Genomic DNA, 14,736 nt, shown 5'->3' on the forward strand with positions numbered 1-14,736 from the left:
TTTTACTACTTATTTTTAAAACAGACTTTTTATGAAACGCACCCAACTTTTAGCCGCCGCCCTCGTTTCGTTTTTTACAATTTCATGTGAGCAGTCCGAAGTGGCCGCTCCAAGCGTTAGCCAGTCCATTGCAGGCGAGGTAAGCCAGCAGCAGCAATCTGTTATCTCTTCAGTAGAGACGTACCGCAAAAACCTGCTGGTAGAAGAGCGCTTTGAAACCCCTGAACTGGCCGATTTCATTTCGGGCAACTACAGTGCCTTCTACAAGATGCAGTCCTCCAGGCTCTACAGCTTTGATGCCTCCGCCGAGAAGGCAAAGAAAGGAACGCGTTCAGGTAAGTTTGAGATGCTCAAGGCCGATGCCGCCGCAGGCGTGATCCGCTCGGAGGCGGCCAGTCGTAATGCTGAAACCAACCGTCACCGCTGGTACGGGCTGAGCCTGTATCTGCCATCCTCGGACTGGAGCACCTCCAATGACTGGGAGATCATCACCCAGTTCTGGAGCCAGCACGATGCGGGCGAGGAGGCACACAACCCACCTATTGAATTGTTTGTCTCCAAGGGCCGCTTAAAGCTGGGTGTGAAGTGGGCCTCTGCCCCGATCCACACGGATGCCACCCGGGACGGAGAATTAAAGTTTGACCTGGGCCTGCTGCCCAAAGACAAGTGGGCGGACTTTGTCTACCACATCAACTACTCCTACAAGGAAGACGGCCTGATTCAGGTATGGATGGATGGCAAACTGGTGGTCAACCACAAAGGCCCCAACAGCTACAACGACCAGAAGATACCTTTCTTCAAATACGGCATCTACAAGCGCAACTGGGACACCGCCACCACCAAGCGCAGGCTCTTTGTGGATGAGGTGCGGGTAGGAAACGAGAATGCCACCTACAACGACGTGGCCCCGACCAGAAAACTTTAATATAGGTTATACTTCAAACAGCACAGGCAGAAGATCACTCTTCTGCCTGTGCTGTTTTTAATGTGGGAAGGATAAAGTATTGAATGAAAAAAGTTAAAACAAAAGAGCTGCTGGTTTTAAATTAATGCTGATGTGGCGGACATAAATTCAGCAAGTCCTGTACTTCGTTTAAAGTATAGCGGCGGTTTTGGTTGCCGAAGTTTGTCTGGATGTAGTTGAGCAGGTTCGTGATATCATCTTCGGGCATGGTTTCGACGCCGGGCATTTTCTGATTGTATTCCACGCCATTCACGGTTATACTTCCTTCTATGCCATGCCGGATGAGGCAGGGCAGTTCGTTGCGGTGATTTTCCAGGTAATCAGCACCGGCAATAGGTGGAATAACGCCTCGTAATCCTTTGCCATCTTCGAGGTGGCAGCTCTGGCAATGCTCTGCATACAGGCGTTCCCCTTCATTCTTTTTCTGGGTAAAGCATTGGGTTAGACTTACGAGCGCCACTGCCCCGATAAGGCCCGATACAAATCTACTTTTTTGCATGGGGCTGCGCTTTCAGCAGAAGCGGAATTTCGGACAACAATTTATCTACAGCCTCCTCTTTAGTGCCATCGTAAATGCCCCGGATGTGGCGGTTTTCATCTACTAACACAAAATGGCCGCCGTGCGTAAAGCCGCCTTCTATGGTCTGGTCTTCCTGGGCGGGTACCAGGTATTGCATCGCTACATCATAAATACTATCCTTATCACCAGTTACAAACTGCCACTTAGCTGTTTCAACGTTCAGCCTTTCGGCGTACTCTTTTAGAACAGCCACCGTATCGTGCTTCGGGTCGATGGTGTGGGATAGCAGCATCACCTGCGGGTTGTCTTTATACTTTTCGTAGATGCGCAACATTTGGCTTTTCATTTTAGGGCAGATGGTAGGGCAGGACGTGAAAAAGAAATCCGCTACGTAAATTTTACCGGCCAGTGTGGCATTTGTTACCTTCTGACTATCCTGGTTCACGAATGCAAAATCCGGAATCTGGTGGTAAACAGTATCCGTAACCGTTTTACCATCTACTTCTTTTTCAATTGCTTCGCGCTCGCCAAGTATAGGCAAGGTTGTTTCTTCGGAAGATGGACTGCATGAAAAAAGCGCTGTAGCTGCTAACAGGGCCGGAAGTATACTTTTGAAAATGACGTTATTTCGTATCATGTTGGGCTAGGGTTTTACGGGCAGCTACCAAAGTGCTGTCCATAATGGTTTTTACTCGTTCGATCTTTACAAGTTCCTGGTTCAGGTAATGCAGGGCTGCCTGGTTTTCGAGGCTATCCGGGGCGGTGTATTCACGCATCCAGTTCATCATCACTTCATCAGCCAGTGCCAGGCCTTCAATGTCGCGTTCTAAAATGGCTTGTTCGGCCGTATCAGTCTTCTTTTCTTTTAAAGTGCGCAGGCTTCTGCGTAGTTTCGAGATCTCATCCATCTTGTTCATGGCCTCATCGTGTACGGTAAGCACCTCGGTTTCCAGTTCTTTCTTTTGATCTTCTGTGGAGGAGCCGCCTGAGCAAGCGCTAAAAAGCAGTGTAGAAACTAAAGCAACCGGGACTAACATTTTGTTCATAGAAGGCAGATTTCGGTACAGCCTGTAATATTACAAGCCACTCAGGTTTCAAATAAAACATACGATAAACAGCAGCTAAAACGTATATGCGCCCCGCTGTTCCTTCCGGCAAAGGTATACCCCGAAGGTGGCTTGTGCAAGTGCGTTTATACTTTATAACGGGTAGTTTATACTATAATTCAAGTTTTTACCTTGTTTAGCTGCAAAAACAGAAGTACTGCAATTTCGAAAGCAAAGTATAAAAAGTAGCCTAGCTGAGTCAAATAAATGGTTCGGCAGGATGATGGCTTGTAACATGTTAACATGCAGTGGCATAGCTTCTGGTTTGGCAACTGCAGTGCTAGTAAAGTATAGCTTTTACTTGATAATGCGTTGGCAGAGGAAGTATACGTTTGCGTAGCAGGCAGCACGCTGAATTGGCAGACCAAATCAAAGTATACGGGTTGCGCTTGGTGCTGCAGAATTATACTTTGGCGAGTTGATCGGAAGTATAAAAAAAATAACACAGCCCTATGGTTTTGTTTGGCCGAACAAGCCCAGCATCTAAATAAAATCCTGGCAGGGAGCAATCATTTATACTTCAGGATTAAGAAAAACAGGAAAGTAATTTGTGCTATTACAGGGTTGGAGCAAGTATAAAAGGCACGATGGCAGGCACTTTTTTGTTAAGTATCAGGGGGTTATTGCACAGCCACCTAGCGAGGCCTGCACCAGGTAAAGCATACAGTTTACAAGCCGCTTTAAAAGTATAGCGAAAGCCAAAAAAAAGTGGTACTTTTACCTTAGTAAATAAGCATCATTAAGTTAATCCATTTCAGTAAGACAAGGCAGGTTTAACACCTGGAAACAGGTTGTGCAAAACGTTTGCTTTGCTCTTGTTCTTATCTGATCTACCTTTTTACCTATGAGTGAAGTAGAAGATACAAAACAAGCATTTAACGATTATTCGGCAGATAGTATTCAGGTACTGGAAGGTCTGGAGGCAGTTCGTAAACGCCCGGCCATGTACATCGGCGATATCGGCATAAAGGGTTTACACCACCTGGTTTGGGAAGTAGTAGACAACTCGATAGATGAGGCTATGGCCGGCCATTGTGATGAGATATCTGTGTCTATTAACCCGGATAACTCCGTAACCGTTTCGGATAACGGACGCGGTATTCCAACCGATTTTCACCAGAAAGAAGGCCGCTCTGCCTTGGAGGTAGTAATGACCGTACTACATGCCGGCGGTAAGTTTGATAAGGATTCTTACAAGGTATCGGGTGGTTTGCACGGGGTGGGGGTTTCCTGCGTTAACGCACTCTCCACAGACCTGCATGTAACCATTCACCGCAATGGTAAAATATTTGAGCAGCATTATAACATTGGCGCGCCAGCTTACCCGGTACGTGAAATAGGTGTAACAGACAGAACAGGGACAACGGTACAGTTTAAGCCAGACGGTTCTATCTTTACCACCACCGAGTACAAGTATGATACGATTGCCAGCCGCATGCGCGAGCTTTCGTTCCTGAACAAAGGCATCCGCATTAACCTGCAGGACCTGCGCGAACTGGACGAAGAAGGAAAGCCGGTTCTGTTCGATACGTTCTATTCGGAAGGCGGATTGAAGGAATTTGTTGCGTACCTGGATGAAGCGCGCGAAAACCTGATCCCGGAGCCGATCCACGTAGAAAGTGAGAAAAACGGTGTTCCTGTTGAGATCGCGCTGCAATACAACACGTCTTATACAGAGAATATTTTCTCTTACGTTAATAACATCAACACCATCGAAGGAGGTACGCACGTAGCCGGTTTCCGTCGCGCGCTTACCCGTACGCTTAAAGGCTACGCCGAGAAATCAGGTATGCTCGATAAGCTCAAGATCGATATCAACGGCGATGACTTCAGAGAAGGCTTAACAGCCGTAATTTCAGTTAAAGTAGCAGAGCCGCAGTTCGAAGGCCAGACCAAAACCAAGCTGGGTAACTCCGAGGTTTCAGGTGCGGTTGATACGGCGGTTGGCGAAATGCTGAACCGCTACCTGGAAGAAAATCCGAAGGAAGCCCGTATCATCGTAAACAAAGTTATACTTGCCGCACAAGCCCGTAACGCAGCCCGCAAAGCCCGCGAAATGGTGCAGCGCAAGAACGTACTTTCGGGCACCAGCTTACCTGGTAAACTAGCCGACTGCTCGGATAACAACCCTGAAAACTGCGAAATTTACCTGGTAGAGGGTGACTCAGCGGGTGGCTCGGCCAAGCAGGGCCGCGACCGTAAGTTCCAGGCGATACTGCCATTGCGTGGTAAGATCCTGAACGTGGAAAAAGCGCAGGAGCACCGCATCTACGAAAACGAAGAGATCAAGAACATGTTCACAGCGCTGGGCGTAAGCTTCGGAACACCGGAAGACCCGAAAGCCCTGAACATGGACAAGCTGCGTTACCACCGCATCATCATCATGACGGATGCTGACATCGATGGTTCGCACATTCGTACCCTGATCCTGACGTTCTTTTTCCGCTACATGAAAGCCCTGATCGACAATGGGTATATCTACATCGCCTTGCCTCCTTTGTACCTGGTGAAGAAAGGAAAAGAGGAGCGTTATTGCTGGAGCGAGCAGGACCGTATCGATGCCATTGCTGAACTAGGCAAAGGAAAAGACGACAGCGTAGGCGTGCAGCGTTACAAAGGTTTGGGTGAGATGAACCCGGAACAACTCTGGACCACCACCATGAACCCGGAAATGCGCAGCTTAAAACGCGTAACCATCGAATCGGCAGCTGAGGCAGACCACCTGTTCTCGATGCTGATGGGTGATGAAGTTGGCCCGCGCCGCGACTTTATTGAGCGCAACGCCAAATACGCCCGCATCGACGTGTAAAAGTTTAGCTAAAGTATAAATTTGAAAGCCGGTTGTACTACCAAAGTATAACCGGCTTTTTTTGTGTACATTATAATTTAATATCACTATATTTATAAAATTATAGATATACATTATTTCTTTAACCAAACCTAACGCTATGTTAAAAACTTACTTAAAAATTGTTCTTACTGGCTTTCTGCTTTTCGCATCCATTACATCCATACAAGCGCAGGATTGTAAATGTACAGAGGTAATTGACGCGGCAGCAGACGCTTATGAAAAGAACTATTCGCTATTCATTTATAAAGTTACAGACCAAAACAGAGATCTTTATAATGCACACAAAAATGTAATTCGGAATAAGGCTGAACTAGTAACTGATTTAAGTGACTGTAAAGCTATTCTGAACCAGTACTTGCATTTCTTCAGAGATGGCCATACGTATGTATTAAACTCAGATAAGAAAACCTTTTATAAGGAAGAAATAAAAATTAATGAGAAACAGTTTAAGAAAGCTTACAGCAAAAATAATTATAACTTAAATCAGATTATTGGTATTTGGGAAAATGGAAGTTATACAGTAGCTATTGTTCCGAACCCAGCCAAAAGTAGCCGTGAAAGAGATTTTGTAGGTATTGTTCTGAGCAGCACTAACCCGGAATGGAAGCAATCTGACGTTAAATTTGAGTTGACTTCGAAAGCCGGTGCTTCCTACCAGGCAAACTTTATGATGGGGGACCATTCTGTTAAAAAAACGGAAGGAACACTGGTTGGTAAATCATTGCTCGAAATAGATGGTTCAGGCGATTGGAACAAAGTATGGCCTGAAGTAAAAGGCCAGCAACCAAAAAATGAGATACAGGCAAAATACAAGCAGTTTCATCTATCTTATATTGGTGATATCCCTTACTTAAGGCTTCCGGATTTCTATTCTGTAGAACGATCTTTTGTTGATAGTCTGATGAAATCGAACCACGATAAAATCATGAAATCAGATTTTATGATTATAGATGTTCGTGGAAACAGTGGCGGGAGTGATGGTACTTATTTTCCGGTATTACCTTACGTTTTAAGTGGCCCGATAAAGTTACCTATAAACGGTTTCTGGCTGAGCGAATATAATATCCAGAAGGTGATGGATTATAAAACAGGCAAACCAGGAAAAAAGGTGGAAGAGTATACGAAGCAGGAAAAGGAAGACTATGATTATATGATGGCGAATAAAGGGACTGCCGCCTTCGAGAACCCAAATGATTTTTGGACTTTTAAGACAGACACCCTTTACAACGGTCCGAAAAAAATTGTGATTCTAACAGATAAAGAAACGGCTAGTTCAGGCGAGACATTTGTGTTTCGGGCTAACCAAAGCAATAAAGTTGTTGTGTACGGACAGAACACCGCTGGCGTAGTGGATGGTTTTAACGGGCTTTCTAAAGACATTGGTTGTTTTGAGGTTGCATTTCCATCATCTTACAGAGCAAAAGATATCAAACAGAATCCTATTGACCCGTATGGCATAGCCCCGGATGTTTTTGTGAATGAAAAAGTAGATGCATTGAATTATGCCATTGAGCACATGCGGCATCTCCTGAAAAATGAAAGTATTAATCAGTAAAAAAAGCCGGCAAGTATAGCCGGCTTTTTTTGTGCTGTGTAATTTTGAAAATATAAACTGCAAATGCTCACGTATACTTCAACTCAATTCTTCTAATGAGAAAACTTATTACGCTATTCATTTTTATACTTGCTTTGCCCATGCTTTCGGAAGCGCAGCAGCTTAAGAAAATTAGGATTGAGCTTTACGCGCCAGGTTTAGCCGATACGACAACCGTTTTTATTGCCGGTAATTTGCCGGAATTAGGTAGCTGGAACCCTGGTAAAGTAGCTATGCAAAACGACGGAAATCACACCTGGACAATTAATCTGCAAATTCCCCTAGAAACAGCTTTAGAGTATAAGTATACTTTGGGCACCTGGGACAAAGAAGGAACAGATGCTGCAGGCGCCCCGCTTACTAATTTCAGCAAAGTTATACTTTCCGATCCGCTCCTGCGTGATACCGTGGAGCATTGGGGCAGCAAGAAATTAAAAACGATTGCAGGAGGCATTACAGGTACTGTTAAGTACCACAGAAACTTAAAAGCAAAAGGCCTGCAAGACCGTGACATTATAGTCTGGCTCCCGAAAGGCTACACCGAAAACGCAGGTAAAAAGTACCCGGTTTTATACATGCACGACGGACAAAATATAGTAGATCCTGCTACCAGCTCGTTTGGCGTAGACTGGCAACTCGACGAGACCGCAGATAGCCTGATTGCAGCAAAAGATATTGAACCGGTTATAATTGTAGGCATTTACAACACCTCAGACCGCAGCGCCGAGTATACGCCCGGCGAAAAAGGAAGCGCTTACATGGATTTTGTAGTGCATACCGTAAAGCCTTTTGTAGATGCGCACTACCGTACCAAACCTGGTCGGAAACATACGGTAGTCGGAGGTTCGTCGGCGGGCGGTATTATGGCGTTTATGCTGGCATGGGAGTACCCAAAGATGTTTTCGAAAGCCATCTGTATGTCGCCGGCCTTTAAAATTCAGGATATCGATTACGTAGATGATGTGCTGGCTTATAAGGGCAAAAAGAAGAAGCTGTTTTTCTACATTGATAACGGTGGCGTAGAACTGGAACAAAGATTGCAACCCGGCATAGACGAAATGCTGCAGGCACTTCAACAAAAAAAGTATAAACCAACAAAAGATTTCGTTTGGGTAAAGGCGCCGCAGCACAAACACTCCGAAGCTGCCTGGGCCAGCAGAATGCCCTTTGCCCTTAAACTTTGCTTTCCGGCAAAAAAGTAGCGAACTTATACATTAACTTCTCCCGAAAGGGCAGGCAAAGCATGGGATGTGCGTATCCGGTAACTTTGTGAAGTATAAAGTCTTTATAAGATTAAAATGCCTTTTAAGGTGCCCTAAACTATATAATATCCGTTACAAGCTATATATTAGCAGGATTTACTAATTCGTTGGTAAAGTACCTTACTGCCGCGCCCGCAAAGCCCGGGCAGACTATAAACACCCTGAAAGCATGCTTATTAATAAGATTTCCGATCAGATAAAGAAAAGTAAATACATTAGCCGCGACCTGAGCTGGTTGCGCTTTAATTACCGTGTACTCGACCAGGCCCGCGATACGTCAAAAAACTTTTTCGACAGGCTGAAGTTCATGGCCATTACCTCGTCTAACCTGGACGAGTTTTTCATGATCCGGGTTGGTAGTTTATATAATTACATCGATTACGGAAAAGAGCGCCTCGATTACTCCGGTCTGCGCGAATTGCCTTTCCGCAAGAAGCTGCTCGATTATGCCCACCGTTTTGTAAACGACCAATACCTGACCTACAGCAGCGAACTGAAGCCGCTGTTCTGCAAACACGGTTTTGATATTCAGAAAGTAGAGGAGCTCTCGGAAGTAGACCAGAAAAAAGTGGATTCATACTTCCGGAACACTATTTTTCCGTTGCTCACGCCGATGGTATACGATAATTACCATGGGTTCCCGTTGCTGATGAACCAGCTGTTAACCTTTGGGGTAGTTACGCGCACTACCGACGAAGTAAAAGCCCAGGATCGTTTAACCTTTGTACAGATACCACAGAACCTGGCGCGTTTTTACGAGATCAACCACAAGGATAAGATCATTTTTGTACCAATCGAGGAGATCATCCGCTGGAAAATAAAGAAGCTTTTCCGGAACGTCGAGATCACGTCAGTAGACCTTTTCAGGATAACCCGTAACGGCGATTTTACGCTCGAAGAATCCGATGACCTGGAAGCGGACTTTGTGAAAGAGATTAAATCAAAGCTGCGTACCCGTAAAAAAGGCCGAGTAGTAAGATTGGAGCTCGAGCGAAACCCGTCGCCGTTTATGCTTAATATCCTGAAAGAGCGTTGGGCGATCGATAATGCGAATATCTTCGCCATCAGCAGCCTGATGGATTTGCGCAGTTTGTGGCAGATCATTAACCACCGCCAGTTTAAAGATAAAGGCTTTAAGCAACCGGCTTCGGTTTTGCCCTTAAGTATGCCTTCGGATGTTGTAGACCTTTTTAGCTACCTGAAAGAGCATGACGTGTTGCTGCACCACCCTTACAATAGCATGGAGCCGGTGGTCAGTTTGCTGGAACGTGCCGCCGAAGACCCATCCGTACTTGGAATCAAGCAAACGATTTACCGTTTGGCAGACCAATCCAGGGTAACGGCTGCCCTGCTGAAAGCGGCTGAAAATGGCAAGCACGTGTCGGTTTTGTTTGAGGTAAAAGCTCGCTTTGATGAGGAGCGCAATATAAAGGAAGGCGAACGCCTGGAGAAGGCAGGCTGCTTTGTGATCTACGGTATCAGCAAGTATAAAACGCATACCAAAATGATGATGATCATCCGGAAAGAGGGTGAAAAAGTGACGCGGTATGTGCACCTGGGCAGCGGCAACTACAACGAATCCACGGCCAGGTTATACACCGATGTGAGTTTACTGACGACCAACGAAGTATATGCCCACGACGTGTCTGAATTCTTTAATGTCATAACAGGGCACTCGCGGCCAAATGAGTATAAACACCTGCTCACGTCGCCGGTAGCGTTGCGCCTGCAACTGATCGAACTGATACGGAATGAAGCCCGAAACGCCAAAAAAGGCCTGAAAAGTGGCATCGTGATCAAGATAAATTCCCTGGAAGACCGCGAGATAATCGATGAATTCTACAAAGCATCCAAAGCCGGAGTGCAGATAAAATTAATCGTGCGCGGCATCTGCTGCCTGCGGCCGGGACGTGTTGATCTGAGCGAGAATATTACGGTAAAATCTATTGTAGGCGAATACCTGGAGCATACACGTTTATACTATTTCCATAACAACGGCGACCCGAAAGTATACAGCGGCAGCGCCGATTGCATGGTACGCAGTTTCGACAGGAGAGTAGAAGCACTGTTCCTGATCGCGAATGAAGAACTGAAACGCGAGGCGATCAACATCCTGCACTTCAACGAGCTTGATAACCAGAACTCTTACATTATGCGCGAAGATGGCACTTATATTAAGAAGAAAGCCGCCGCAAACGAAGAAATAATTGATGCACACAAAGTGTTTTACAACCGCACGTACGTAGAGGCCAATGTGGTGGAACTGGTGTAAGCAAAGATAAAATCGAATAAAAAAAGGCTGGAGTTTAAACCTGTTATCGGTTTAGCTCCAGCCTTTTTTATACGTTAGATTTATACTTTTGAGCCTGATCAAGTTGTGTGTTGTAAACGGCAAACGCTAACAGGTTATCGGTGAAAACACCAACAACGGCAGCATCGCAGAACAGCGACAAAGTATAAAAATTTTACTTTATACTTCGGATAATGAATTTCTCGGGATGTTGCTGTTCATATAAGGCAGTCAGCATGCCGTCTTTAAGGCCAACGGCGGGCACCTGCATACTTTCGATGCCAGCCCATTTCATGGCAGACAGGTAGATCTCAGCGGCAGGCAGAATAACATCGGCGCGGTCCGGGTTCAGGAGCAGGTTCGTCAGGCGTTCTTCCATCGTTAAAGAGGCAATACTGGATACCACTGCTTCAATCTCGCTTCTTAAAACAGGCAGGCCCATCGGTTTGCGAGCCATCTCGAATATTTTATTGATGTTGCCTCCAGTACCAATGGCGCACGCAGGTTTATAGTTTTGCGAGTTGACCTCAATCCAGTGGCGCATGTTATTCCATAACTCTTCCGAATCGCGGCCGTGCATATGCCGGATCGAACCTTGCTCAAACGAGCGGGAAGCCACTTTATCGCGGTTCACATAAAAGTTAAACTCGGTGCTGCCCCCGCCTACATCAATGTGCAGGTAATTCTGATCATCCAGGAAATTCACAATCACTTTATTGATCAGTTCGGCTTCCATTTCACCGTCTATTACCTGAATGTGCATCCCCAGGGTCTCCTGAACACGGGCAAGTATATCAGGCGCGTTCAGGGCCGAGCGCATGGCCGATGTGGCACAGATCATCAAATGGTCTACTTCGTGCACATCGATCAGCAATTTACAGGCATGCATCAGTTTGATAAACTTCACTATTTTGGCTTCGCTGATGTAGCCTGCCTTAAAAACATCTTCGCCGAAGCGGATAGGGTATCGGATGTATTCGATCCGTTTAAAAATTACTTTACCGTGTTGGTTTAATACGCTGGAAATCTGGCACCGAACTGCGTTGGAGCCTATATCGATAGCTGCTAACTTCAAAAGCTTAAGGTTTTATAATTGGCACAAGTGTAAATATAATCAGAAAACAGGATTTTGAAAGTGCATTTAGCGTTGCCTGCCAGTAAGGAACAGTAAATGCGGTATTAAGTTTTGCGAAGTGTCGCCTAAAACTAAGCGCTAAGAGAAAGGTTTATAAAAGTGACATTCGTGAAATAAAGGACGGTGCCTCTGGCTTTATTACTCAAAAATTCCCAAACTACTATATATTGTTTCCCAAAACAGGAAAAATTGAAATTGGAAAGCATGAGTTATATGGCTTTAGAGGCTTTAATTAGCATTTTATTTTTTTGGCACGTGTCTTGGAAATAGAAAATCAGACACAACAAACACAAACAACCCAAACGTTAATAACCACTTATATGAAAACGCTTCTACCTAAAATCTTCCTTTTCGTTTTTGCAGTAGTATTATTTGCTTCTTGCCAGCAGCGTGCCCTTTGCCCGGCTTACAGCAGCATCAGCACAAAAGCTACTCCAAAATCTGAGTTTGTAAAAGAACAAATATCCTTAGGACGCTAAGCAACATTTTATACTTAACCTTTCGCTTATCGGGAAATAAGAGATGGTGTAAAGTATAGAAATCAGTTTTTGATACCTTGAATAATTTATCCTTTCACGTAGCTGCCGCATCTGGCGCAGCTACATACTAACGGGTAGTTATACTTTGTAATAGCCTTTTATTCTGCAGTGGTAGCTTCTGACGTATAGATCCAGCCTATTTCGCCTTCCGGGTTTTGTACGTAGCTGAACGCATCAAATGTACCTAATACAGCCACGCTGCTTCCTTTTTGGATGTTCGCTTTGGCGGCTGCCTGCGGGTGTGCCTCATCCAGTAACTGCGTTTCTTTTGCGAGTTTTAACGAGCGTATCTGTTTTGTAACAGGCGCAACGATGCTTTCCGCAATATAACCTTCCGCGCCATCCGGCAATTTTATCCTGTACCAATCCGAAGTGCCGCCGGTTACTAATAATGGCGTATGCCTGTTCAAAGTATAAATAACGCTTCCTTTGGCGGACGGCTGCAAGCGCACGTTGGCTTTTGTGGCATCAACCCGTACCCAATTCCCGATCCGGGAGCTTTCTATTTTTACAGCCGGTATTTTTTTAGTGGATTGGTGTACATAATTGTAAGGGTTAACAGCGCCCTGCCCGGACCGATAGATACCAAAATGCAGGTGCGGATTGATGCCACGCGCATTTCCGGTGTTCCCGATCAAACCGATGGTGTCGCCTGCCTGTACCTGCTGGCCTTCCGTAACCAGTTGCGCATCGAGGTGGGCATAGTATAAACGCTGGTTCATTTTAGGGTCCGTCAGCCACACTACTTTGCCGCCCAACCCGTTTGTGCCCACCCTGGATATAGTGCCAGCAGTTGCAGCCAACGCAGGTGTGCCACGCTTTGCAAAAATATCGATGCCTTCGTGGCTGCGTGCGCCGGCATCACGGGCATCGCCCCAGACGCTGGCAATGTGCTGGCTGGTTTTGCCCTGCACCGGAAACGCTAACGTTGGTTTTGCCTGGATGGTAAGGGTATACTGGCCGCTCTGCAACAGTTCTGGCTGCAGGCGCAGAAGGTGTTGCAGGTCTTCGGTTACATCGTACTGCAGTTGCATAGTTGCCGTATCAGCAAAGGCCACAGGGGCTGCGCCCGCCCTTACCGGAACTTCGAAAAGATCGGCAAAAACCTGCAATGTTCCCCTGCTTTTTATCTCCAGCGTTACTTCAATTCTTTCGCCCCGCTTCGCATCGAAACGGTAGTTTAACGCACGCGGATCATCGGAAGCGAAATAGCCGGTTTCTTTAAAAGGAAGCGTGATGGTGATAGAATCCTGTAGGGCATTGTCGGCGGCAGCCAGCCATTTTTTACCGAGTGCCGTTTCATCTAACTTCGCAGATTTTATACTTGCAGCATAGAGCTCGTGGGGCGTTTGCTGCTTAAAAACGCCGCGCAACGTCTGGCTGTTGCTGCAACTGGCAAGTACAAGGATAAGGCAGGTATAAAGTATAATTTTAAATGATCGCATACAGAATTAAACCGAATGGCCGGTGTAAAGTTTAAAAGACTGGTTATAACACGTTTTACTCAGAAATGATGCCCGCGCGCGTTAAGAATACAGCCAAACCGAACCGCTTTGCTATATAGCTAAAGTAATAAAACCAACCGCACACCGGCACAGCCGTAAACTATACCTTGCATACTTACTAAATAAGACCATGAAGAAGATACGCTCGGGAAAAAAGAAAAAACTATCGAAAAAGCTGCTGCCGTTTTTTGCACCGTTGCTGCTTTCGCCGGTAGCGCCCTCGCTGCATTCTACGGCTTCGGGTGTTAATACCAAAGAACTTAAAACACGCATTTCCACGCTTAAAGTATTGGAGTTTAACCAGGCGGCACATACCCTGTATCAGCAGCTCGGTCTGCAAAAGCAGGGGTTGAGTTTCGAAGTGTTTGATAAGGCGCTGACTGGTTACTACAACATGAAACGGGAAGGAGCACTTTCAGATAAATCGATTATTACGATCGTAGACTTTACAAAATCATCCACTCAGAAAAGGTTGTGGGTAGTAGATGTGGAAGCGCAGGAAGTGCTGCACCATACGTTAGTGGCACATGGCCGAAACTCAGGAGAAGAGTTTGCTGAATTCTTCTCCAACGATAACAAATCGTTTATGAGCAGCATCGGTTTTTATGTAACGCAGAATACTTACAGTGGCAAGCACGGCCTTTCGCTGAAACTCGAAGGAATGGACAAAGAGTTTAACACCAACGCCAAAGACCGCTGTATTGTGATGCACGGTGCCGAATATGCTTCCGAAAACTCGATCAAGCAACTGGGACGGTTAGGCAGGAGCCTGGGTTGCCCGGCATTGCCGATGGAAGAGCATAAGGAAGTGATCCAAAGCGTAAAAGGCGGAACGGCTATGTACATACATGCAGCCCACGATGACTATACATCACAGTACCTGGACCATGCCACTGCGTTGGCAGAACTGGTGAAAGAGAAAAATGAAAAGCTTAGTATGCAGGGAGGTTTGGCTTCTTTGTAAGCACGA

The 14,736-nt window shown here is 45.8% G+C and carries 12 protein-coding genes; 7 read left to right on the plus strand and 5 right to left on the minus strand.

All coding sequences use genetic code 11. The features are described from left to right. Positions 1 to 31: 31 nt before the first annotated feature. On the plus strand, positions 32 to 925 hold the full coding sequence (locus tag DP923_RS05330) for a polysaccharide lyase (protein WP_112304832.1): 894 nt from the start codon (positions 32 to 34) through the stop codon (positions 923 to 925). A gap of 121 nt (positions 926 to 1,046) precedes the next feature. Here DP923_RS05330 and DP923_RS05335 read toward each other — a convergent pair whose 3' ends face one another. From DP923_RS05335 to DP923_RS05345, 3 genes are read right to left on the minus strand one after another with little or no spacing between them, the layout of a single operon-like run. Continuing rightward, entirely contained in the window at positions 1,047 to 1,463 is a 417-nt protein-coding gene (locus DP923_RS05335; RefSeq protein WP_112304833.1) for a c-type cytochrome, read from the minus strand. Continuing rightward, on the minus strand, positions 1,450 to 2,121 hold the full coding sequence (locus DP923_RS05340; protein ID WP_112304834.1) for an SCO family protein: 672 nt from the start codon (positions 2,119 to 2,121) through the stop codon (positions 1,450 to 1,452). The genes DP923_RS05335 and DP923_RS05340 overlap by 14 nt, the downstream gene beginning before the upstream one ends. Next, positions 2,108 to 2,530 carry a hypothetical protein gene (locus DP923_RS05345; protein ID WP_112304835.1) on the minus strand — a complete coding sequence of 141 codons (423 nt, stop codon included), beginning with the start codon at positions 2,528 to 2,530 and terminating at the stop codon, positions 2,108 to 2,110. Before DP923_RS05345 ends, DP923_RS05340 begins: the two co-directional genes overlap by 14 nt. Positions 2,531 to 3,434: 904 nt before the next feature. On the opposite strand from DP923_RS05345, the gene gyrB reads away from it, so the two are divergent. The 4 genes from gyrB (at position 3,435) to ppk1 (ending at position 10,569) form a co-directional block, all read left to right on the plus strand. Continuing rightward, complete coding sequence (gene gyrB / locus DP923_RS05355) at positions 3,435 to 5,399, plus strand: DNA topoisomerase (ATP-hydrolyzing) subunit B (RefSeq protein WP_112304837.1); 1,965 nt, start codon at positions 3,435 to 3,437, stop codon at positions 5,397 to 5,399. A 139-nt stretch (positions 5,400 to 5,538) separates the two neighbouring features. Further along, entirely contained in the window at positions 5,539 to 6,996 is a 1,458-nt protein-coding gene (locus DP923_RS05360) for a S41 family peptidase (RefSeq protein WP_112304838.1), read from the plus strand. Between the two features lie 95 nt (positions 6,997 to 7,091). After that, positions 7,092 to 8,237, plus strand: coding sequence for an alpha/beta hydrolase-fold protein (locus DP923_RS05365; RefSeq protein WP_112304839.1), 1,146 nt, complete (start codon positions 7,092 to 7,094; stop codon positions 8,235 to 8,237). Positions 8,238 to 8,466: 229 nt separating this feature from the next. Next, a complete protein-coding gene (gene ppk1, locus DP923_RS05370; RefSeq protein ID WP_112304840.1) occupies positions 8,467 to 10,569 on the plus strand; it encodes a polyphosphate kinase 1 in 2,103 nt (700 codons plus the stop codon). 193 nt (positions 10,570 to 10,762) lie between these two features. Here the strand turns inward: ppk1 and DP923_RS05375 are convergent, their stop codons facing one another. Next, positions 10,763 to 11,662, minus strand: coding sequence for a Ppx/GppA phosphatase family protein (locus DP923_RS05375; protein WP_112304841.1), 900 nt, complete (start codon positions 11,660 to 11,662; stop codon positions 10,763 to 10,765). Between the two features lie 380 nt (positions 11,663 to 12,042). On the opposite strand from DP923_RS05375, the gene DP923_RS16655 reads away from it, so the two are divergent. Then, entirely contained in the window at positions 12,043 to 12,201 is a 159-nt protein-coding gene (locus DP923_RS16655) for a hypothetical protein (protein ID WP_165838152.1), read from the plus strand. A 158-nt stretch (positions 12,202 to 12,359) separates the two neighbouring features. On the opposite strand, the gene DP923_RS05385 is transcribed toward DP923_RS16655, so the two are convergent. Continuing rightward, on the minus strand, positions 12,360 to 13,706 hold the full coding sequence (locus DP923_RS05385) for a M23 family metallopeptidase (RefSeq protein ID WP_112304843.1): 1,347 nt from the start codon (positions 13,704 to 13,706) through the stop codon (positions 12,360 to 12,362). Between the two features lie 190 nt (positions 13,707 to 13,896). Between DP923_RS05385 and DP923_RS05390 the strand changes: the two genes are divergently transcribed. Next, on the plus strand, positions 13,897 to 14,730 hold the full coding sequence (locus tag DP923_RS05390; RefSeq protein WP_112304844.1) for a murein L,D-transpeptidase catalytic domain family protein: 834 nt from the start codon (positions 13,897 to 13,899) through the stop codon (positions 14,728 to 14,730). Positions 14,731 to 14,736 lie beyond the last annotated feature (6 nt).

The sequence above is a fragment of the Pontibacter arcticus genome (genome assembly GCF_003284895.1).
Classification (GTDB): domain Bacteria; phylum Bacteroidota; class Bacteroidia; order Cytophagales; family Hymenobacteraceae; genus Pontibacter; species Pontibacter arcticus.